The following is a 19,767-nucleotide window of genomic DNA, read 5'->3' on the forward strand; positions in this document are numbered from 1 at the left end:
CCTATGACTTCACGCATAGCCACGACAATCCCGTGCCTGCTCGGCCCGACCGCATCCGGCAAAACCGCCGCTGCGCTGGCGCTCGCCGCACGGCATCCGGTGGAAATCATCAGTGTCGATTCGGCGCTGGTCTATCGCGAGATGGATATCGGCACCGCCAAACCGACCGCCGAAGAGCGTGCGGTGGCGCCGCATCATCTGATCGATATCGTCGATCCCACCGGCAGCTATTCCGCTGCGCAGTTTCGCGCCGACACCTTGCGGCTGACCGGCGAGATCCACGCGCGCGGGCGCCTGCCGTTGCTGGTCGGCGGCACCATGCTGTACTACAAGGCGCTCACCCAGGGACTCAACGATCTGCCGGCCGCCGACGCCGACCTGCGCGCCACACTCGACGCCGACGCCGCACGCGAGGGCTGGCCGGCCATGCATGCGCGGCTTGCCGCTGTCGATCCCGTGACGGCTGCGCGCCTCGCGCCGAACGATTCGCAGCGGATTCAGCGGGCGCTTGAGGTCTTTATGCTGACCGGGCAAGCCATGTCCGCCTTGCTGGCCGCGCCTGCCCGAGTGGATGACGCCGCAGCCGCGTGGCGCTTCGTGCCGATTGCGCTGGAGCCGTCCGATCGCGGCGTGCTCCACGCGCGCATCGAGAAACGCTTCGATGCGATGCTGGCCAGCGGTTTCGTCGATGAAGTGGTGAAGTTGCGCGAACGCGGCGACTTATCGCCCGAGATGCCGTCCATGCGTTGCGTGGGCTACCGGCAAGTCTGGGAATATCTGGACGGCGCCGTCGACTATTCGACCATGCGCGATAAGGGTGTCTTTGCGACCCGGCAGTTGTGCAAGCGGCAGCTCACATGGCTGCGAAGCATGACAGAGCGAGTGGTGGTGGACTGCTGCGATCCGCACGCGACGGGGCGGGTGCTTGAAGCGATTGAAGCGTTGCTTTGAAACTTTGCTGCGTTGAAGCTTTAAACCCGCGCGGCGCCGGCTAATCGCACGCCACGCGGTCTAACAAGCCTTTAGACCACTACGGTCTGAGCCTCACCGGCCGCGCTTTCGCGAATCACGCCGATCTTCCAGACCTGCTCGCCGGCTGCGGACAGCAGACCGATTGCCGCATCGGCATCCGCAGCCGACACCACCACGGCCATGCCGATCCCGCAGTTGAACACGCGGTGCATTTCCGCGTCCGCCACGCCACCGTGTTTCTGCAGCCACGAAAACAGCGGCGGCAACGGCCAGCCACGATGATCCAGCTCAGCCGTCAGGCCTTCACGCAACACGCGCGGAATGTTCTCGACCAGCCCGCCGCCCGTGATGTGCGCCATGCCCTTCACCGCGATCTGCTGCATCAGCGCCAGCAGCGGCTTCACGTAAATATGTGTGGGCGCCATCAGCGCGTCGGCGAGCGAGCGGCCGTCGAAATCCGCGTTCAGATCAGGCTGCGCACGCTCGATGATCTTGCGCACCAGCGAAAAACCATTCGAATGAATGCCGCTCGAAGCCAGGCCCAGCACCACGTCGCCGGGAGCGATCGTGCTGCCGTCGATAATCTTGCTCTTTTCCACCGCGCCGACCGCGAAACCGGCCAGATCGTACTCGCCGTCCGGGTACATGCCCGGCATTTCCGCCGTCTCGCCGCCGATCAGCGCGCAACCCGACAGTTCGCAGCCGTACGCGATCCCCTTCACCACCGTTGCCGCCGTGCCGACGTCCAGCTTGCCGCAGGCGAAGTAATCCAGGAAGAACAGCGGCTCCGCGCCCTGCACGAGAATGTCGTTCACGCTCATCGCCACCAGGTCCTGGCCGACTGTGTCGTGCTTGTTCAGCTGAAAAGCGAGGCGCAGCTTGGTGCCGACGCCGTCGGTGCCGGACACGAGCACCGGCTCCTTATACTTCTTCGGCACTTCGAACAGCGCGCCGAACCCGCCGATGCCGCCCAGCACGCCGTCGCGCATCGTCTTTTTGGCAAAGGGCTTGATTGCGTCGACAAGGGCGTCGCCCGCGTCGATGTCCACGCCGGCGTCGCGATACGACAAACCTTGGGCCGAATCAGTTGAATTCGGGGCGGATTTCGGTTGATTCATGGGGACGAGCTCGAAGGTCGGTAAAATGCGATTTTACCCGATGCCGGCCCTCTGGCTGGAATTTGAATCATCCGGTCCGACGACACCTGGGAAACAACCTTGCAAGAAAACTCCTCGATTCTGACGCCTGTCCAGCGCCGCGCCTTCACCTGGCTAGCCATTGCGCTAGGCATCGGCATTCTGCTCTGGCTGCTGAGTCCGGTCCTCACGCCGTTTCTGCTCGGTGCGATTCTCGCGTACATTCTGCAGCCGGGCGTCGCGTGGATGGTGCGCCGGCGCGTGCCGCGCGGTCTGGCCGCCTTGCTGATGATGCTGCTCTTCACGCTGCTGATGACACTGCTCGTCCTGCTGGTGCTGGCCGTCGTGCAGAAAGAAGGGCCGCAGCTGCGGCAGCAGGTGCCGGTGCTGTTCGCGCATGTGAACGCGTGGCTGCAACCCAAGCTGGCCTTGCTGGGACTGGCCGATTCGCTCGATTTCGCCAGCATCCGCGATCTCGTGATGGGGCAGCTCGAAGGCAGCGCGCAGACCGTCGCGCTGTATGCATGGACCTCCATCCGCACGAGCGGCAATGTGATGATAACGGTGGTCGGCAACGTGGTGATGGTGCCGCTCGTGCTGTTCTACCTGCTGTACGACTGGAACCGCATGCTCGCCCGCATGCAGACCGTGGTGCCGCGCCGCTGGCTCGACAAGACGCTGCAACTCGCGCACGACATGGACCAGATGCTGTCGCAATACCTGCGCGGCCAGTTGCTCGTGATGGGCGTGCTCGCCGCATACTACGCAATTGCGCTGAGCCTCGCGCGCTTCGAGATCGCGTTGCCGGTCGGCATCTTTACAGGACTCGCGGTGTTCATCCCGTACATCGGTTTTGCGACCGGTCTCGCGTTGGCGCTCCTCGCGGCGCTGCTGCAATTCGGCGACTGGTACGGCTTCGGCGCGGTTGCGCTGATCTACGGTGTCGGCCAGATCCTGGAGAGCTTTTTTCTCACGCCGCGCCTCGTAGGCGAACGGATCGGCCTGCACCCGCTCGCGGTGATCTTCGCGTTGCTCGCGTTCGGGCAGCTGTTCGGCTTTTTCGGCGTATTGCTGGCACTGCCGGTCAGCGCGATTCTGTCGGTCGCCACGCGCGAGTTGCGGCAAAGCTATCTGGCGAGCTCGCTTTATAAGAACTGACTGCCTGTTGACTATTCCGGCCCGTGCTGCGGGCCGCTTGCGGCCCAAGCCTCATTTTCGGCATTAACCTACTGTGCTTCGTCAACTGACGCTCGATCTCGGCACCCCGCCGCCATCGACATTCGACAATTTCTTCGCCGGCGCCAACGCCGAGCTGGTCACGCGCTTGCGTGAGCTCGACAACGCGCTGGCGGCCGGGCCGGTCGCCGATCGCACTTTCTACATCTGGGGCGAGTCCGGCAGCGGCCGCACGCACCTGTTGCAGGCGCTCGTGCACGAAGCGCCGCCGGGGCACGCACGCTTCGCCGGCCCGCAGAGCAGCCTCGCCGCCTTCAGCTTCGACCCCCGCGTCGCCCTCTATGCGATCGACGATTGCGACGCCCTGTCGGCCGCGCAGCAGATCGCCGTCTTCAACCTGTTCAACGAAGTGCGCGCGCATCCCACCAGCGCACTGGTCGCCGCGGGCAACGCGCCGCCCATCGGCATGACGGTACGCGAGGATTTGCGCACGCGCCTCGGCTGGGGCCTCGTGTTCCATCTCACGCCGCTGCCGGACGAAGACAAGGCCGCGGTGCTCAAACACGCGGCGCGCGAGCGCGGCATCATGCTCGCCGACGACGTGCCGGCCTACCTGCTCACGCACTTTCGCCGCGACATGCCGAGCCTGATGGCGCTGCTCGACGCGCTCGACCGCTTCTCGCTCGAACAGAAACGCGCGGTCACGCTGCCGCTGTTGCGCACCATGCTGGCTTCGCCCGACGCCGAAGAACGGCGCGGCGGGCCCGCCTCATCCGCTTCATCCGCCTCACCCGCCGCTTCAAGTAAAATAGGCCCCCATGGCTAACCTCGCACTCTTCGATCTCGACCACACGCTCATCCCCACCGACAGCGACCACGAATGGGGCCGCTTCATGGTGAAACACGGCATGGTCGACGCCGAAAACTTCGCCCGTGAAAATGACCGCTTTTTCGCCGACTACAAAGCCGGCAAGCTCGACATTCACGCCTATCTGATCGCCATGCTCACGCCGCTTTCCAGATACACGCGCGCGCAGCTCGCCGACTTTCACGCGCAGTACATGCACGAAGTCATCAAGCCGGCAATCTTCCCCGCCGCGCTGGAACTGGTGAAGCAGCACCGCGAAGCCGGCGACCTCTGCTGCGTGGTCACCGCCACCAACGAATTCATCACCCGGCCGATCGCGCAGGCATTCGGCGTCGACACGCTGATCGCCTGCGAAGCGGAAACCGTCGACGGCGAGCCGCATTCGCCGTACACCGGCCGCCCCACCGGCACGCCGAGCTACAAGGAAGGCAAGATCGTGCGCACCGAAGCGTGGCTCGCCTCGCTCGGCAAGACGTGGAGCGACTTCGAGCACAGCTATTTCTATAGCGATTCGCGCAACGACATCCCGCTGCTCGAAAAAGTCACGGACCCGATCGCGACCAATCCCGACGACACATTGCGCGCCCATGCGCAGGCCAAAGGCTGGCGCATCCTCGAACTCTTCCAACCCTCGTGATCAAAAAATTTATCCGCAAGCTATTCGGCCAGGACACGGCACCCGCTGACGACACCCTGCCCGCCGAAGCCGAAGCAGACCAAACCGGCCACGCACCGGCGCGCACTCCGTCAGGCGCGAGCAAAGCGCGCCGCAAGCCGGCCCGCTCCAGCGCGCCCGCGAAAGCGGTGCGCGACCCGGACGTGCCGGTCATCATTCCGCACGACGTGCATGGCATCGACCAGGCGCTGATCTCGAGGAACGCGATTCGCGTGACCGAGGGTCTGCAACAGGCCGGCCACCGCGCGTTCATCGTCGGCGGTGCGGTGCGCGATCTACTGCTCGGCATCAAGCCGAAAGACTTCGACGTTGCGACCGACGCCACGCCCGAACAGGTGCAGAAGCTGTTCCGCCGCGCGCGCATCATCGGCCGCCGGTTTCAGATCGTGCACGTGCAGTTCGGCCAGGAGATCATCGAGACCTCCACGTTCCGCGCGCTGGTCGATCCGCCTGCGGCAGACGCCGCGCCGCCGCGCCGCCTGAAACGCGACGAGCTCGACCGCCGCACGCATGCGGTGGACGCAAGCGGCCGCGTGCTGCGCGACAACGTGTGGGGCGAACAGCACGAAGACGCTACGCGCCGCGACTTCACGATCAACGCGATGTATTACGATCCGGCCACGCAAACCGTGCTGGATTATCACAACGGCATGGCCGACATGCGCGCACGCCTGTTGCGCATGATCGGCGACCCGGCCACGCGCTACCGCGAAGATCCGGTGCGCATGCTGCGCGTGGTGCGTTTCGCGGCGAAGCTCGACTTCGAGATCGAGGACAGCACCCGCGAGCCGATCGCCGGCATGGCCGATCTGATCAACAACGTGCCCGCCGCGCGTCTCTTCGACGAGATGTTGAAGCTGATGCTCTCGGGCCATGCGCTCGCGTGTCTGAAACGTCTGCGCCAGGAAGGCCTGCATCATGGCCTGCTGCCTCTGCTCGACGTGGTGCTCGAACAGCCCATCGGCGAGAAATTCATCACGCTCGCGCTGAACAACACGGATGCCCGCGTGCGCGCCGGCAAGCCAGTGTCGCCGGGCTTCCTGTTCGCCACGCTGTTGTGGCACGACGTGCAGCAGCGCTGGCAAAAATTTGAAGCGAACGGCGAATATCCCGTGCCCGCCCTGCATCGTGCGATGGACGAAGTCCTCGACATGCAAACGGAGAAACTCGCGATCCACAAGCGCTTCTCGTCGGACATGCGCGAGATCTGGGGGCTGCAATTGCGTCTCGAGAAACGCTCCGGAAGAAGTGCGGTGAAGCTGCTGGAACACCAAAGATTTAGAGCGGGGTATGATTTCCTCCTGTTGCGCTGCGAATCAGGCGAACTCGATGAGTCGGTCGGTGCGTGGTGGACGGAGTTCATAGAAGGAGACATCGCCGCCCGTGAGACATTGCTCACGCAAGGCGGGAAGGACCGAAGCCCCAGAAAACGACGGCGGCGCAGCAGTGGCGCCAGAAACCGCAAACCGGGCGACGGATTGGAGGGCGGCACGCCAGCCGAACGCACAGCCGACGAAGCAGGCCATGACGGCCCGCGCGAAGACTGACACAGCGTTCACTGAAGCCGTCGAACGACAGTTGCAGGAAGTTATGCCATGACGGTTGCTTATCTCGGCCTCGGCGCGAATCTCGGGGACGCGCGCCAGACCCTGAAAGACGCGGTGGTGTGCCTCGCACAACAGCACACCATCACCGTGCTCGCCAAGTCGAGCCTGTATCGCACTGCCCCGATCGACGCGGGCGGTGACGACTATTTCAACTGCGTCGTGAAGGTCGATACGACGCTCCCCGTGCGGCATCTGCTTGCGCTATGCCACAAGATCGAGCACCAGTTCGGCCGCGAGCGGCCGTTCCGCAACGCGCCGCGCACGCTCGACCTGGACATCCTGCTATTCGGCGATCAATCGATCGACGAAGCCGATCTCATCGTGCCGCATCCTCGCCTGATCGAACGCGCTTTTGCGCTCGTGCCGCTCGTCGAGATCGACTCCGCCTTGATCATTCCGCAACACGGCCGCGTCGAGGCGCTGCTCAGTAAGGTGAGCGACCAACGCATCGAGAAGGTGAAAGGACCTTGCCAGTGTCCTATGCTCAATGCATTGACCGCCGGTGAAGACGCTGCCGGCAAGGGCCGCTGCGAATGAATTCATCGCCGCTCACCGTCACGGCGCCGCAGTTGCGGCCGCCGTTCGGCTATCTCGCGATCGAAGGGCCGATCGGCGTCGGCAAGACGTCGCTCGCACGGCGCCTTGCGCAGCGCTGGTCGATGCAGGAACTGTTCGAACGCCCGCAAGACAATCCATTTCTCGAACGCTTTTACCGCGACACCGCGCGTTACGCGTTGCCCACGCAATTGCACTTCGCCTTGCAGCGCGCGCAGCAGGCTCAGGACGTGAGCGCGGCGCACCTGTCGGGCACGCCGCTGATCGCCGATTTCATGACGCAGAAGAACGACATCTTCGCGCGTCTGACGCTGCAGGAAGACGAGTGGCAACTGTATCGCGCGCTTGCCGCGCGGCTCGAAGTCAGCGCGCCCGCGCCTGACTTCGTGGTCTATCTGCAGGCGAGCCCCGAGGTGCTGTTTGCGCGCATCCAGAAGCGCGCGGTGCCTATGGAGCTACAGATTTCCGACGCCTATCTGCACGCGCTGTGCGACGCGTACAACGAGTTCTTCTATCACTACGACCGCACGCCCGTGCTGACGGTCAACGCCGAACACCTGAATCCGCTCGACTCGGACGCGGACCTTGCGCTGCTTGCCGAACGCATTGAAACCATGCGCGGCCGCAAGGAATTCTTTGTCAAAGGCACGTCGCTCTGAGCGGCGCGGCCACCTCTTTTTTCTCAACGGATTGACCCATGACCTATTTGCAGGAAGCGAGCCGGAACGCCGTCACCGTGCCGAAACTGCAGGCAATGCGCGACGCCGGCGAAAAAATCGCCATGCTCACCTGTTACGACGCGAGCTTTGCCGCGCTGCTGGATCGCGCGGGTGTCGACGTGCTGTTGATCGGCGATTCGCTCGGCAATGTGCTGCAAGGCCAGACCACTACCCTGCCCGTGTCGCTTGCCGACATCGCATATCACACGGCTAGCGTGGCGCGCGCGCGGCCCGCGGCGCTGATCGTGGCCGACTTGCCGTTCGGCACTTACGGCACGCCGGAAGATGCCTTCAGAAGCTCGGCCGAATTGATGCGTGCCGGCGCGCAGATGGTGAAGCTCGAGGGCGGCGAATGGCTCGCGGACACAGTGCGCTTCCTGGTGGAGCGCTCGATTCCCGTGTGCGCGCACGTCGGCCTTACGCCGCAATCCGTGCATGCATTCGGCGGCTTCAAGGTGCAAGGCAAGACCGAGGCTGGTGCGACGCAGTTGCTGCGCGACTCGCTCGCCGTGCAGGCGGCCGGCGCGCAACTGATCGTGATGGAAGCAATTCCGACGCTGCTCGCAAGCGACGCCACGAAGCAACTGCGCATTCCGACGATCGGCATTGGCGCGGGTCTGGATTGCTCGGGTCAGGTGCTGGTGCTGCACGACATGCTGGGCATTTTCCCCGGCAAACGCCCGCGCTTCGTGAAGGATTTCATGCAGGGGCAACCGAGTATTCTGGCGGCCGTGGAAGCGTATGTCGCCGCGGTGAAGGACGGTTCGTTTCCCGGACCGGAGCACACGTTCTGAATTTCAACCGATAGGAAATCGGACAAAACGGGCCTTTTCGCACCCATTTTGGTTTGCATCCGGGATCTCATCTCATGCAAAGCCGGCCGTCTTTCTTCGTCTACCTTTTGACGCGGCACTGGACCGGTTGGATGGACCGACTGCTGCATGTTCTTCGTGGCTGAAATGCCGGCGGGGCGAGGCAAAGCCTTCCCGCCCGCCCGTAGCGTCTAATCGCTCAGTCCACGAGCCGCGCCGGCACGGCGCCTCGCAGCGCGTTGCACACCATCAGCGCTTCGGCGTTTTGCAGATCGGCGCGGGTCAGCACACGTTCGGCCGCTTGCAGGCCCGACGCTTCGTCAAGCAGAACGCTGCGCATCACGCCGGGCAATACGCCCGACGCAAGCGGCGGAGTCCACCAGCGCCCCGCCAACTTCACGAAGACATTCGACCGGCCGCCCTCGGTTAACTCGCCTTGCGCGTTAAAGAACAGCGTGTCGAACGCGCCCTTCGCTTCGGCTTCGCGCCAGCCACGATCGTATTCGGCGCGACGTGTGGTTTTGTGGCGCAGCAGCAGGTCGCCGGCGTCGGTTGCAGGGAAAGCATGATCGGGCCCAAGCAACACGCCGACAGTCGATTCAGCTAACGGCGCCAGCACCGCCGCGGTGATTCGCGCCGTGCCGTTTTTGCCCAGCGCAAGCCGCATACGATGCGGAGTATTTGCGGGCAGCGACGCACACTTCGCCGCGACCTCGGCGCCAATGACGTTTGCGTCGTCGAGTTTGAAGCCGAGCGCCGCAGCGCTCGACGCGAGTCGCGCCAGATGGCGCGATAGATGCCGCACGCCCTCTTCGCGCGTTGCATACATCGTTTCGAAGAGCTCGAAACCCGGCTCGGCGTTGGTCAGAAAGCGGGCTTTCAATTGACACTCCGCGTATTCGTCGGCGGCGACGCTGTCGAGCACGATGCCCGCACCAATGCCCATCCTGCCTTTCAGTTGACCGTTTTGCGCCGAGCGGCTCAACGTCAACGTGCGAATCGCGACGGAGAGGCAGAAATCGCCACAGGCGGTTTCGTTCGCAGCGGAGGCGGGTGTGTCCGCACCCGTGGCGTCGGCGGTCGCTGAGGGCGCATCCAGCCAGCCAATGGCGCCGGTATAGAGCCCACGCGGCGTGCTTTCGAGTTCATCGATCAATTGCATCGTGCGATGCTTCGGCGCACCCGTGATCGATCCACAGGGAAACAGCGCGCGCAGCAGCCCGGCGAACGAGGTGCCGGGCCGCAGCATCGCATGCACCGTCGAGGTCATCTGCCAGACCGTCGCATAGGGCTCGACCGAAAAGAGCGCGGGCACCTTGACCGAGCCGGTTTGGGCCACGCGCGACAGATCGTTGCGCAACAGATCGACGATCATCACGTTTTCGGCGCGGTTTTTCGGATCGTGGCCGAGGAATTCGGCCGCGCTCCGGTCAACCGCCGGGTCGTCCGAGCGCGGCGCCGTGCCTTTCATCGGCCGCGCATGCAACATCGCGCCCTGCTTTTCAACGAAGAGTTCCGGCGAGCACGACAGCACCCAATCACCAGCCGGCAATGCGATGAGCGCACCGTACCGTACCGGCTGACGCGCTCTCAGCCGCCGATACAGCGCCGTGGGCGAGCCGAACACATCGAAGCCGAGCCGATACGTGTAGTTGACTTGATACGATTCGCCCGCCTGCAGGGCCGCGTGGATCGCGCCGATCGCCGCGTTGAACTGCGCCGGATCGACGCTCGCGCGCACGTTGGCCGTGCCCGCCACCGAAGGTTCGACCGCGCCTTCGTCGCGCGCCATTAGCCACGCGCCGACCTGTTCTCGCGAACGCTTTTCACAATGTTCGAACAATAAAAAACGCAGCGTGGCATCGCCACGCTGCGTTTTCAGAGACCGGTGCGACTTTATGTCGAGAAGATTCCGGCCGAACTCATAGTCGGCGAGCACGACGGCATGCAAGCCACGCCGCGTTTGCGCAGCCACGCTCTCGCACACGGCTTCGAGTTGCGCGGCTTGCGTACACACCCGCTCATGCACAAAACCCGTGTACAGACGACTCGAGGGGCGCGCCGCCGTTGCGTCGCAATCGTCGAGCAACGCAAAAACCGCGCTGTGCTCATCTGCCGTCATACCGACCGCCAAGTTCAAACTGTCATTAATCGAAGAAGCTCTTCACCCGGTCGAACCAGCTTTTGCTTTGCGGGCTATGCCGCGAGCCGCCCTCAACGAGCGCCTTCTCGAACTGCTTGAGCAGATCGCGCTGCGGCTCGGTGAGCTTGACCGGCGTTTCGACCTGCACGTGCACGTACAGATCGCCGGCAATACTCGAACGCAACCCCTTGATGCCCTTGCCACGCAGACGGAACGTCTTACCCGACTGCGTGCCCTCCGGCACGGTAAAGCTGGCGCGGCCCGCGAGCGTCGGCACCTCGATCTCGCCGCCGAGTGCCGCGGTGGTGAACGGAATCGGCATCTGGCAGTGCAGATCGTCGCCGTCGCGCTCGAACACCGAGTGCTGCTTGATGTGAATCTCGACGTACAGGTCGCCCGACGGCCCGCCGTTGATACCCGGCTCGCCGTTGCCGGCCGAACGGATCCGCATGCCGTCGTCGATTCCTGCCGGGATCTTCACTTCCAGCGTCTTGGTTTCCTTCACCTTGCCCGCGCCGTGGCAATGGCCGCACGGGTCGGGAATGTAGGTGCCGGTGCCGTGGCACTTCGGGCAGGTTTGCTGAATGCTGAAGAAGCCCTGCGACATCCGCACCGAACCCGAACCGCTACAGGTCGGGCAGGTTTCCGGCTTGGTGCCGGGCTTGGCGCCCGAACCGTGGCAGACCTCGCACGACACCCAGCTCGGCACGCGAATCTGCGTGTCGTAGCCGTGCGCGGCCTGTTCCAGCGTGATTTCCATGCTGTAGCGCAGATCGGCGCCGCGATACACCTGCGGGCCCGCGCGGCCGCCACCGCCGCGTGCGGCGCCACCGGCCGCCTGGCCGAAGATGTCGCCGAAAATATCGCCGAATGCATCGGCAAAACCGCCAAAACCTTGTGCGCCGGCACCGCCCATGTTCGGATCGACACCCGCGTGGCCGTACTGATCGTACGCGGCACGCTTTTGCGAGTCCGAGAGCATTTCATAGGCTTCCTTCACCTCTTTGAAATGCCCTTCCGCATCCTTGTTGCCCGGATTGCGGTCAGGGTGGTGCTTCATCGCCAGCTTGCGATAAGCCTTCTTGATTTCGTCGTCGCTCGCGTTCTTTGCGACGCCCAGAACCTCGTAGTAATCCCGTTTCGCCATATCGGTTCAACGCCACTCGCGCAATGCGACGCGGTGGCTCCTCTTGAATGCTGGAGTCTCACGACTCGTCCGGCCGCTGTTTCATGCCCCTTCAACACGGCCTGAAAACAACGCCCTCCATAAAACAAATGTGCCCGGAGAGCCCCGAAAGGCTCGCCAGGCGCGATAACCGCTTTCGCACGTTCATGTCGCCCGGTTGGACGCAATCCCTTGTGCAGCCGGGCCGCACACATTGCTGTGTGCGGCTTTACGGTCGAAATGCGACCTGGCTTTAGTCTTTCTTGACTTCCTTGAACTCGGCGTCGACCACGTCGTCCTGCTGCTGGCTCGCGCCACCAGCCGATGCACCCGCGCCGCCCGCACCCGCCGCGCCTGCTGCCGCGGCTTCAGCACCTTGCGCAGCCTGCATGTCGGCGTACATCTTCTCGCCCATCTTCTGCGAGGCGGTGGCGACCACTTCGATCTTGGCTTCGATCGTGGCCTTGTCGCTCGAACCGCTCTTCAGCGTTTCTTCGAGATCCTTCAGCGCGGTTTCGATCTTTTCCTTCTCGCCGGCTTCCAGCTTGTCGCCATATTCGGTGAGCGCCTTCTTCGTGCTGTGGACCAGCGCGTCGCCCTGGTTGCGGGCATCGGCCAACTCACGCAGCTTGTGATCTTCTTCGGCGTTCGCTTCGGCGTCCTTCACCATCTTCTCGATTTCGGCTTCGGACAGACCCGAGTTCGCCTTGATCGTGATGCGGTTTTCCTTGCCGGTCGCCTTGTCTTTCGCGCCGACGTGCAGAATGCCGTTCGCGTCGATGTCGAAGCTCACCTCGATCTGCGGCGTGCCGCGTGGTGCCGGCGGAATGCCTTCCAGGTTGAACTCGCCCAGCAGCTTGTTGCCGGCTGCCATTTCGCGTTCGCCCTGGAACACCTTGATCGTCACGGCGCCCTGATTGTCGTCAGCCGTCGAGTAGACCTGCGCGTGCTTGGTCGGGATCGTGGTGTTCTTGTTGATCATCTTCGTCATCACGCCGCCGAGCGTTTCGATGCCGAGCGACAGCGGGGTCACGTCGAGCAGCAGAACGTCCTTGCGGTCGCCCGACAACACCTGACCCTGGATCGCGGCGCCAACGGCCACGGCTTCGTCCGGGTTCACGTCACGGCGCGGATCCTTGCCGAAGAACTCCTTGACCTTTTCCTGCACCTTCGGCATGCGGGTCATACCGCCGACCAGAATCACGTCGTCGATTTCGCCGACCTTCACGCCTGCGTCCTTGATCGCCACGCGGCACGGTTCGATGGTGCGTTCGATCAGCTCTTCAACCAGCGCTTCCAGCTTCGCACGCGTGATTTTCAGGTTCAAATGCTTCGGACCCGACGCGTCGGCCGTGATGTACGGCAGGTTGATTTCGGTTTGCTGGCTCGAGGACAGCTCGATCTTGGCCTTTTCAGCCGATTCCTTCAGGCGTTGCAGCGCGAGCACGTCTTTCGACAGATCGACGCCCTGCTCTTTCTTGAACTCGCCGATGATGTAATCGATGATGCGCTGGTCGAAGTCTTCACCGCCGAGGAACGTATCGCCGTTCGTGGACAGCACTTCGAACTGCTTTTCACCGTCGACATCCGCGATTTCGATGATCGACACGTCGAACGTACCGCCACCCAGGTCATACACCGCGATCTTGCGGTCGCCCTTTTCGTTCTTGTCGAGGCCGAAAGCCAGAGCAGCCGCGGTCGGTTCGTTGATGATCCGCTTCACCTCCAGACCGGCGATACGGCCTGCATCTTTGGTTGCCTGACGCTGGCTGTCGTTGAAGTACGCGGGAACCGTGATCACCGCCTCGGTGACCGGCTCGCCGAGATAGTCTTCAGCGGTCTTCTTCATCTTGCGCAGCACTTCCGCGGAGATTTGCGGCGGAGCGAGCTTCTGGTCGCGCACTTCGACCCATGCATCGCCGTTATCGGCCTTGATGATCTTGTACGGCATCAGGCCGATGTCTTTCTGCACTTCTTTTTCTTCGAAGCGACGGCCAATCAGGCGCTTGACTGCGTACAACGTGTTCTTCGGGTTCGTGACCGACTGACGCTTCGCAGGCGCGCCGACGAGAATCTCGCCGTCTTCCATGTAAGCGATGATCGACGGCGTGGTGCGCGCGCCTTCCGAGTTCTCGATCACCTTGACCGAATTGCCTTCCATGATCGCCACGCACGAGTTGGTCGTGCCGAGGTCGATGCCGATGATTTTGCCCATTTTTACTAATCTCCTGACTTTGATCGCTGCGGGAATCGCCTTGTTTGCCTAGCTGGCGGTAAGGCGATCCGCTCTCAATTCCTACCTGCACTCAACATAAGTGCGTCCGCATCGTTTTCAAGACCTCTTTTGCGATGCGGTCTTTAATTTTTTTCAATCGGGCGAACTTTTGCCCAGATTTACTCCATCAGCTTGCGCGCCGGCGGTTTTTGCAGCGTTTTTCTCAGCATTACCTGCCCGGATCTTCTCCCGCGCGGCCGCGACCGCGGCCTGGAACTGCCCGAGGCCGTGCCAGCCGGTTGCCCGGCCGAGCCGCTTGCCGCGGTAAAAGAAGAACCATGTTGGCACCCCGTGCAGCATGAAGCGCCGGCCCAGCTCGCGATGCTCGTAAACGTTGCTGTGAAACCATTTGAGGCCGAGTGCGCGAATCGCGTCCGGCTGCGCCAGCATCGCCTTCTTGGCGATCTCGCAATTGAAGCAGTCGAAACCCCAGAAAAACACCACGGCCAGTTCATCCCCGGCTTCGGCGAGCGCCGCGTCGAATGACGCGGCGCTCAACTCCTGCATGCCGAAGACCGCGAACGCGGTGGCGTCGACGGGAATGTTGGCCATGACGGCGCCTGCCGGACGAAACGGCTTACGAAGCCCGGCGGTGCTTACTTCGGGGCCGCGACGGTCACGAGTGCCGGACGCAGCACCCGATCGGCAATCACGAAGCCCTTTTGCAGCACGGCCACCACGGTGTTCGGCTCCTGGTCGGCCGGCACCATGGAAATGGCTTGATGGCGATGCGGGTCGAACTTCTCGCCCACCGGATTCAGGGCGACGACGCGGCCCTTTTCCAGTGCGCCGGTGAGCTGGCGCAGCGTGAGTTCGACGCCTTCGCGCACCTTCGCAGGATCGTCGGACGAGTGCGCGACGGCTGCTTCGAGGCTGTCGATCACCGGCAGCAGATGCTCGGCAAAACTCTCGATCGCAAACTTGTGCGCCTTGGCGACGTCTTCCTGAGCGCGGCGGCGCACGTTCTCGGTCTCGGCCTTGGCCCGCAGGAAGCTTTCCTGCAACTCGGCGATCTTTGCCTGAGCCTCGGCGAGTGCAGCCTGCTCGGCGCTCGCCGGCGAGTCGGTCGCCGCGTTCGCCGCTGCTTCCTGTTGAGGTGCCGCGGCCTCGGCGGCCTGGCGCGCGGTTTCTTCGGCGGGCTTAGGATTCTGGCTCGTCGGGTTCTCTTGCGTGTTTTCCATGTCGCTGAAAGTCGTTAAAAAGTGAAAGCGAGGTAAAAGCCGGCGGTGACGGCAGCGCAAAAACCTGGCGTGGTTTGTGCGTTGCAAAATCGCGACAGACAACTTCGCGAGCCACCGCAAATCAACACGGCAGATGAGGCCGGAAAGAACCATTTCAAGCGGCTCTCCCGGATCTTTTCGTATCATGGCCGAACGGCGGAAATGCCCGGTTACAACCATTATTGCGGCGCAATCAGATTGAGATTGAGTGCGGACTGCAAGTGGCCTATGCTCCAATAAAGCATCGGAAAAGACGCGTTAACCCTAATCTGACGTAAGCCTTTCCGACATATTGCAATTCCACCCGATTCGCCCGTCTTTCTCCTGAACCTTCCCTAGGGGAGCACCGTGAAACTGACCTTTGCAATCTCGGTGGTCGCATTGGTACTGATTGCGGGCACCACGACCATCTGCATGTCCGGGGCTGTCAACGATCACACTACCGAATACGGCGGTGTGCACGCAACCATGGAACAGCTGTTCAACCCCCACCTGAAAGTTTGTCGATAGTGCGCCGGTCGCGCTTGGTCGGCCGGCCGTGCAATGCGGCCGCCGGTTCGCGATACGTCTTGCGCCGCTCCTGTTCGACCTGCCGCTTCACCCTGCTCTCTTCGGTTTCCGCATAAAGCGTTTGTGCGACGCTCGCCGGGCCGCGCACGTCGCACATGCCCAGCACCGCCACTTGCCACACAATCCGCTCTATCTCGATCTCGACCAGGTCGCCGACGCGCACGTCTTTGGCCGGCTTGACGCTGGCGCCGTCAATGCGCACATGCCCTTTTTCGACGGCCGCCGCCGCGAGCGAACGCGTCTTGAAGAAGCGCGCCGCCCAAAGCCATTTGTCGATGCGCAGTTTCGCGCCCGCTTCGGTTGAAATCCCGTAATTCATGAGCCTGTTCAAGCTCCTGTCGTATGCGGCACCGGCAGCGCCTGCACCGGCCAGCCCTGCAGATTCTGCGCGACGATTTCCCCCAACGCGGCAATCCACGCCTGCGACGCATTCAGGCAGGCAATCCGATGGAAATCCTTGCCGCCCGCATGCAGGAATTCGTCGCGCACTTCCATGCCGATTTCCTCGATGGTTTCAAGGCAGTCGGCAGTGAAGCCCGGACAGAACACATCGGCGCGCCGCACGCCCGCCGCGCCCAATTCTTTGAGCGTGGGCGCCGTGTACGGCTGCAACCACTCGGCCTTGCCGAAACGCGACTGGAACGTAATGCGGCATTCCACCGGCGTCAGTTCGAGCGCCTGCATCAGCAGCGCGCCGGTTTGCTGGCATTGCTCGTGGTATGGGTCGCCGAGATCCAGCGTGCGTTTGGGCACGCCGTGAAAACTCAGCACCAGCTTGTCGCCCGCGGCGAAATCCGGCCGGCCGTGCTGATGCCAATATTGATGCACCTGCGCGGCAAGCGCCGCAATGTAGGCCGGATGATCGGCGTACTGGCGCACCGTGCGGATTTCCGGCTGATTGCGCATGCGTTTGAGCGCCGAAAAGGCGTCGTCGAAAGCGGTAGCGGTGGTGGACGACGAATACTGCGGATACATGGGCATGAGCAGCACGCGTTCGGCACCCGCCAGCTTGAGCTGGTTCAGCATGGCCGGAATACCCGGCGTGCCGTAGCGCATCGCGTAATCGACGAGCACCGTGTAGTCGTTCAGTTGCAGCAGATGGCGCAAGCCCTCCACCTGCTTCTCAGTATGGACGCGCAGCGGTGAACCTTCCGGCATCCACACCGCGGCGTACTTCTTGGCGGAAGCGACGCCCCGAAACGGCAGAATCAGCAAACGCAAGATGATCTGCCAGAGCAGCGCCGGAATTTCGACCACGCGCGGATCGGATAGAAACTGCGCGAGATAGCGGCGGACCGCACGCGGCGTCGGCGCGTCGGGTGTGCCGAGATTGATCAGCAGCACAGCGACACGGTGTGACGTGGCGTTCTGTGAAGGCCGCTCGAGGTCGAAGCGCATAGGCAGCAGAGGTAACCCGCTCAGGCGGAGTGTCGGTTCAGGTGAGAACCATTATAGCGGCGTGGTGCATGCACCGGTCCGCCGGACACCCCTGGCCATTCGGCCAATTGGCAAGCCGTGCGCCGTCACGCATTATTCGTGGCTGGAACAGCCAACACCGGAAGCCGAAGCTATTTACTGCTGGCTGAGGGTCAGCGAAAGCAGGCGCGCGGTAATGTCCACAATCGGAATCACGCGGTTGTAGGCCATGCGGGTCGGTCCGATCACGCCCAAGGTGCCGACGATCTTGCCGTTCACCTCGTAAGGCGCGGTGACCACGCTCATTTCCTCGATCGGCACGAGATTCGACTCGCCGCCAATGAAAATCTGCACGCCCGCCGCGTGACTCGACACGTCGAGCAACTGAAGGAGACTGGTCTTTTGGTCGAACACATCGAACAGCTTGCGCAAGCGCGCCATGTCCGACGAAAGGTCGGCCACTTCGAGCAGGTTGCGCTCGCCCGAAATCAGCACGGTTTCGCCCGTGTCGGCTTCGTCCGTACTGGCCGTGACGGCGGCATGCATCAGCGTGGTCATGTCGCCGCGCAGTTCGTCGATTTCTTCGCGCAGGCGGCGGCGCACGTCGTCGAACGAGAGGCCCGCGAAGTGTGCGTTGATGTAGTTGGAGGCCTCGACAAGTTGCGACGGCGAGAAATCGCGCTGGGTCGCCATGATGCGGTTCTGCACGTCGCCTTCCGGCGTGACGATGATCAGCAGAATGCGTTTGTCCGACAAGCGCATGAACTCGATCTGCTTGAACACATGGCTGCGCCGCGGCGTGAGCACCACGCCGGCGAACTGCGAGAGGTTGGACAGCACGCTGGCCGCCGCGGCGACGATTTTCTGCGGCTCGCCCGCCTGCAGCGTGGTCTTGACGGTACGCATCACCGCTTCTTCGTCAGCGGCGGACTCCACCGTCAGCATGGTGTCCACGAACAGACGATAGCCGCGCGGCGTGGGAATGCGGCCCGCGGAAGTATGCGGACTGATCACGAGCCCCAGATCCTCGAGGTCGGACATCACGTTGCGGATCGTTGCGGGACTGAGTTCGAGACCCGAATAGCGCGACAACGTGCGCGAGCCGACCGGCTGACCTTCGGCGATGTAGCGCTCGATCAGCGTTTTGAGGAGGGTTTGTGCGCGAGGATCTAGCATGACGGAAAATTTTAGCTCAATGGCACGACTACCGCGAGCGCTAGGGGCGCCCATCCCTGACGAACGCGCCGCCGCTTGCCGCTGCGGCACGTTGCCTCCGGCCCGGCACGTTGGCCGGCGTTCAGCCCGGCGCGTTGCGGACCACGTCGCGGGCCGCCTTCCGGGCGGCCCGGCTGCCGGCACCCCGCCGCACTTTAACCGGCGCGCATGTCATCAAGGCTTCACCATTCTAACGATAATCGCGAGACGCGCTGGCGGCCCGCGCACGTCGGCTCGCCACCGGGTCTGCCCACGGTTCTTTTCAGGCCCCACCTATGGTGTAATGCCGGCATGCAAGTGACCAGCCAGTTCAAGACCGTCGCGCTCGTCGGGCGCAACAATACGCCGGGTATCGCCGAGCCGTTGACCGCGCTCGCCTTGTGCATCGCGAAGCGCGGCTTCGAGGTCGTGTTCGAAGCCGATACCGCCGCCGAGATCGGCGTCACCGACTACCCGGCGCTGCGCCCCGCCGAGATCGGCGCGCGCGCCGACGTGGCCGTGGTGCTGGGCGGCGACGGCACCATGCTCGGCATCGGCCGTCAGCTCGCGCCGTACCGTACGCCTTTGATCGGCATCAACCACGGGCGGCTTGGCTTCATTACCGACATTCCGATCTCCGACATGCGCGAGATCGTGCCGCAAATGCTGGCCGGCAATTTCGAACGCGAAGAACGCGTGCTGCTCGAAGCGCGCATCATGCGCGACGGCAACCCGATCTATCACGCGCTGGCCTTCAACGACGTGGTGGTCAACCGCAGCGGTTTCTCAGGCATGGCGGAGCTGCATGTCTCGGTAGATGGCCGCTTCATGTACAACCAGCGCTCGGACGGCCTGATCGTGGCCACGCCCACCGGCTCTACCGCTTATGCGCTGTCGTCGCAAGGGCCGATTCTGCATCCGCAATTGCAGGGCATCGTGCTGGTGCCGATTGCTCCGCACGCGCTGTCGAACCGTCCGATCGTGCTGCCGGACGATTCCAAGGTGAGCATCCAGATCGTCTCGGGGCGCGAAGTGAACGTCAATTTCGACATGCAGTCGTTCACCTCGCTCGAACTGAGCGACACGATCGAAGTGCGCCGCTCGCGTCATACGGTGCCCATGCTGCATCCCGTCGGCTACAGCTATTTCGCCACGCTGCGCAAGAAGCTGCACTGGAACGAATACCCGTCGCACGAAGAAGACCCCAAGCCCTGAGCGGCGAGGCCACCGGAACGCGAACGCCGCCGCTGCCGAACCCTGACC

The 19,767-nt window shown here is 63.2% G+C and carries 18 protein-coding genes; 9 read left to right on the forward strand and 9 right to left on the reverse strand.

All coding sequences use genetic code 11. From position 1 onward, the window contains the following. The first annotated feature begins 3 nt into the window (after positions 1-3). Positions 4-951 carry a tRNA (adenosine(37)-N6)-dimethylallyltransferase MiaA gene (gene miaA / locus NE850_RS14455; RefSeq protein WP_007179189.1) on the forward strand — a complete coding sequence of 316 codons (948 nt, stop codon included), beginning with the start codon at positions 4-6 and terminating at the stop codon, positions 949-951. Between the two features lie 71 nt (positions 952-1,022). Here the strand turns inward: miaA and purM are convergent, their stop codons facing one another. Continuing rightward, the gene (purM, locus tag NE850_RS14460; protein WP_007179190.1) at positions 1,023-2,090 is read right to left on the reverse strand and encodes a phosphoribosylformylglycinamidine cyclo-ligase; all 1,068 of its coding nucleotides are present in this window, start codon (positions 2,088-2,090) and stop codon (positions 1,023-1,025) included. Between the two features lie 99 nt (positions 2,091-2,189). On the opposite strand from purM, the gene NE850_RS14465 reads away from it, so the two are divergent. From NE850_RS14465 to panB, 7 genes are all read left to right on the forward strand, one after another. Further along, a complete protein-coding gene (locus NE850_RS14465) occupies positions 2,190-3,266 on the forward strand; it encodes an AI-2E family transporter (RefSeq protein ID WP_007179191.1) in 1,077 nt (358 codons plus the stop codon). Positions 3,267-3,339: 73 nt separating this feature from the next. Beyond that, a complete protein-coding gene (gene hda / locus NE850_RS14470; RefSeq protein ID WP_007179192.1) occupies positions 3,340-4,110 on the forward strand; it encodes a DnaA regulatory inactivator Hda in 771 nt (256 codons plus the stop codon). Further along, the gene (locus NE850_RS14475) at positions 4,103-4,789 is read left to right on the forward strand and encodes an HAD family phosphatase (RefSeq protein ID WP_007179193.1); all 687 of its coding nucleotides are present in this window, start codon (positions 4,103-4,105) and stop codon (positions 4,787-4,789) included. The genes hda and NE850_RS14475 overlap by 8 nt, the downstream gene beginning before the upstream one ends. Further along, positions 4,786-6,375 carry a polynucleotide adenylyltransferase PcnB gene (pcnB, locus tag NE850_RS14480; protein WP_007179194.1) on the forward strand — a complete coding sequence of 530 codons (1,590 nt, stop codon included), beginning with the start codon at positions 4,786-4,788 and terminating at the stop codon, positions 6,373-6,375. Before NE850_RS14475 ends, pcnB begins: the two co-directional genes overlap by 4 nt. A 48-nt stretch (positions 6,376-6,423) precedes the next feature. After that, complete coding sequence (gene folK, locus NE850_RS14485) at positions 6,424-6,972, forward strand: 2-amino-4-hydroxy-6-hydroxymethyldihydropteridine diphosphokinase (RefSeq protein ID WP_007179195.1); 549 nt, start codon at positions 6,424-6,426, stop codon at positions 6,970-6,972. After that, on the forward strand, positions 6,969-7,649 hold the full coding sequence (locus NE850_RS14490) for a deoxynucleoside kinase (protein ID WP_007179196.1): 681 nt from the start codon (positions 6,969-6,971) through the stop codon (positions 7,647-7,649). Before folK ends, NE850_RS14490 begins: the two co-directional genes overlap by 4 nt. Before the next feature lie 38 nt (positions 7,650-7,687). Continuing rightward, a complete protein-coding gene (gene panB / locus NE850_RS14495; RefSeq protein WP_007179197.1) occupies positions 7,688-8,503 on the forward strand; it encodes a 3-methyl-2-oxobutanoate hydroxymethyltransferase in 816 nt (271 codons plus the stop codon). A gap of 217 nt (positions 8,504-8,720) precedes the next feature. On the opposite strand, the gene pabB is transcribed toward panB, so the two are convergent. The 8 genes from pabB to hrcA all read right to left on the reverse strand — a co-directional run bounded on the left by pabB (position 8,721) and on the right by hrcA (position 18,486). Then, positions 8,721-10,643 carry an aminodeoxychorismate synthase component I gene (gene pabB / locus NE850_RS14500; RefSeq protein WP_007179198.1) on the reverse strand — a complete coding sequence of 641 codons (1,923 nt, stop codon included), beginning with the start codon at positions 10,641-10,643 and terminating at the stop codon, positions 8,721-8,723. Between the two features lie 25 nt (positions 10,644-10,668). After that, positions 10,669-11,811: a molecular chaperone DnaJ gene (dnaJ, locus tag NE850_RS14505; RefSeq protein ID WP_007179199.1), complete on the reverse strand. Its 1,143-nt coding sequence runs from the start codon at positions 11,809-11,811 to the stop codon at positions 10,669-10,671. A gap of 271 nt (positions 11,812-12,082) precedes the next feature. Further along, positions 12,083-14,044: a molecular chaperone DnaK gene (dnaK, locus tag NE850_RS14510; RefSeq protein WP_007179200.1), complete on the reverse strand. Its 1,962-nt coding sequence runs from the start codon at positions 14,042-14,044 to the stop codon at positions 12,083-12,085. Between the two features lie 153 nt (positions 14,045-14,197). Next, positions 14,198-14,656 (reverse strand): co-chaperone YbbN, encoded by a 459-nt coding sequence (locus tag NE850_RS14515; RefSeq protein WP_007179201.1) that lies wholly within the window; start codon positions 14,654-14,656, stop codon positions 14,198-14,200. Between the two features lie 44 nt (positions 14,657-14,700). Then, positions 14,701-15,285: a nucleotide exchange factor GrpE gene (grpE, locus tag NE850_RS14520; protein ID WP_007179202.1), complete on the reverse strand. Its 585-nt coding sequence runs from the start codon at positions 15,283-15,285 to the stop codon at positions 14,701-14,703. 520 nt (positions 15,286-15,805) lie between these two features. Further along, on the reverse strand, positions 15,806-16,213 hold the full coding sequence (locus tag NE850_RS14525) for an RNA-binding S4 domain-containing protein (RefSeq protein ID WP_007179203.1): 408 nt from the start codon (positions 16,211-16,213) through the stop codon (positions 15,806-15,808). Positions 16,214-16,221: 8 nt separating this feature from the next. After that, complete coding sequence (gene hemH, locus NE850_RS14530) at positions 16,222-17,292, reverse strand: ferrochelatase (protein WP_007179204.1); 1,071 nt, start codon at positions 17,290-17,292, stop codon at positions 16,222-16,224. A gap of 174 nt (positions 17,293-17,466) precedes the next feature. After that, positions 17,467-18,486, reverse strand: a complete 1,020-nt coding sequence (hrcA, locus tag NE850_RS14535) for a heat-inducible transcriptional repressor HrcA (RefSeq protein WP_011486855.1) — start codon at positions 18,484-18,486, stop codon at positions 17,467-17,469. A 330-nt stretch (positions 18,487-18,816) separates the two neighbouring features. Between hrcA and NE850_RS14540 the strand changes: the two genes are divergently transcribed. Further along, positions 18,817-19,719 (forward strand): NAD kinase, encoded by a 903-nt coding sequence (locus NE850_RS14540; RefSeq protein ID WP_007179206.1) that lies wholly within the window; start codon positions 18,817-18,819, stop codon positions 19,717-19,719. The last annotated feature ends 48 nt before the right edge of the window (positions 19,720-19,767 follow it).

It is taken from the genome of Paraburkholderia sp. USG1 (assembly GCF_031570135.1).
In the GTDB taxonomy this organism is placed as follows: Bacteria; Pseudomonadota; Gammaproteobacteria; order Burkholderiales; family Burkholderiaceae; genus Paraburkholderia; species Paraburkholderia dioscoreae.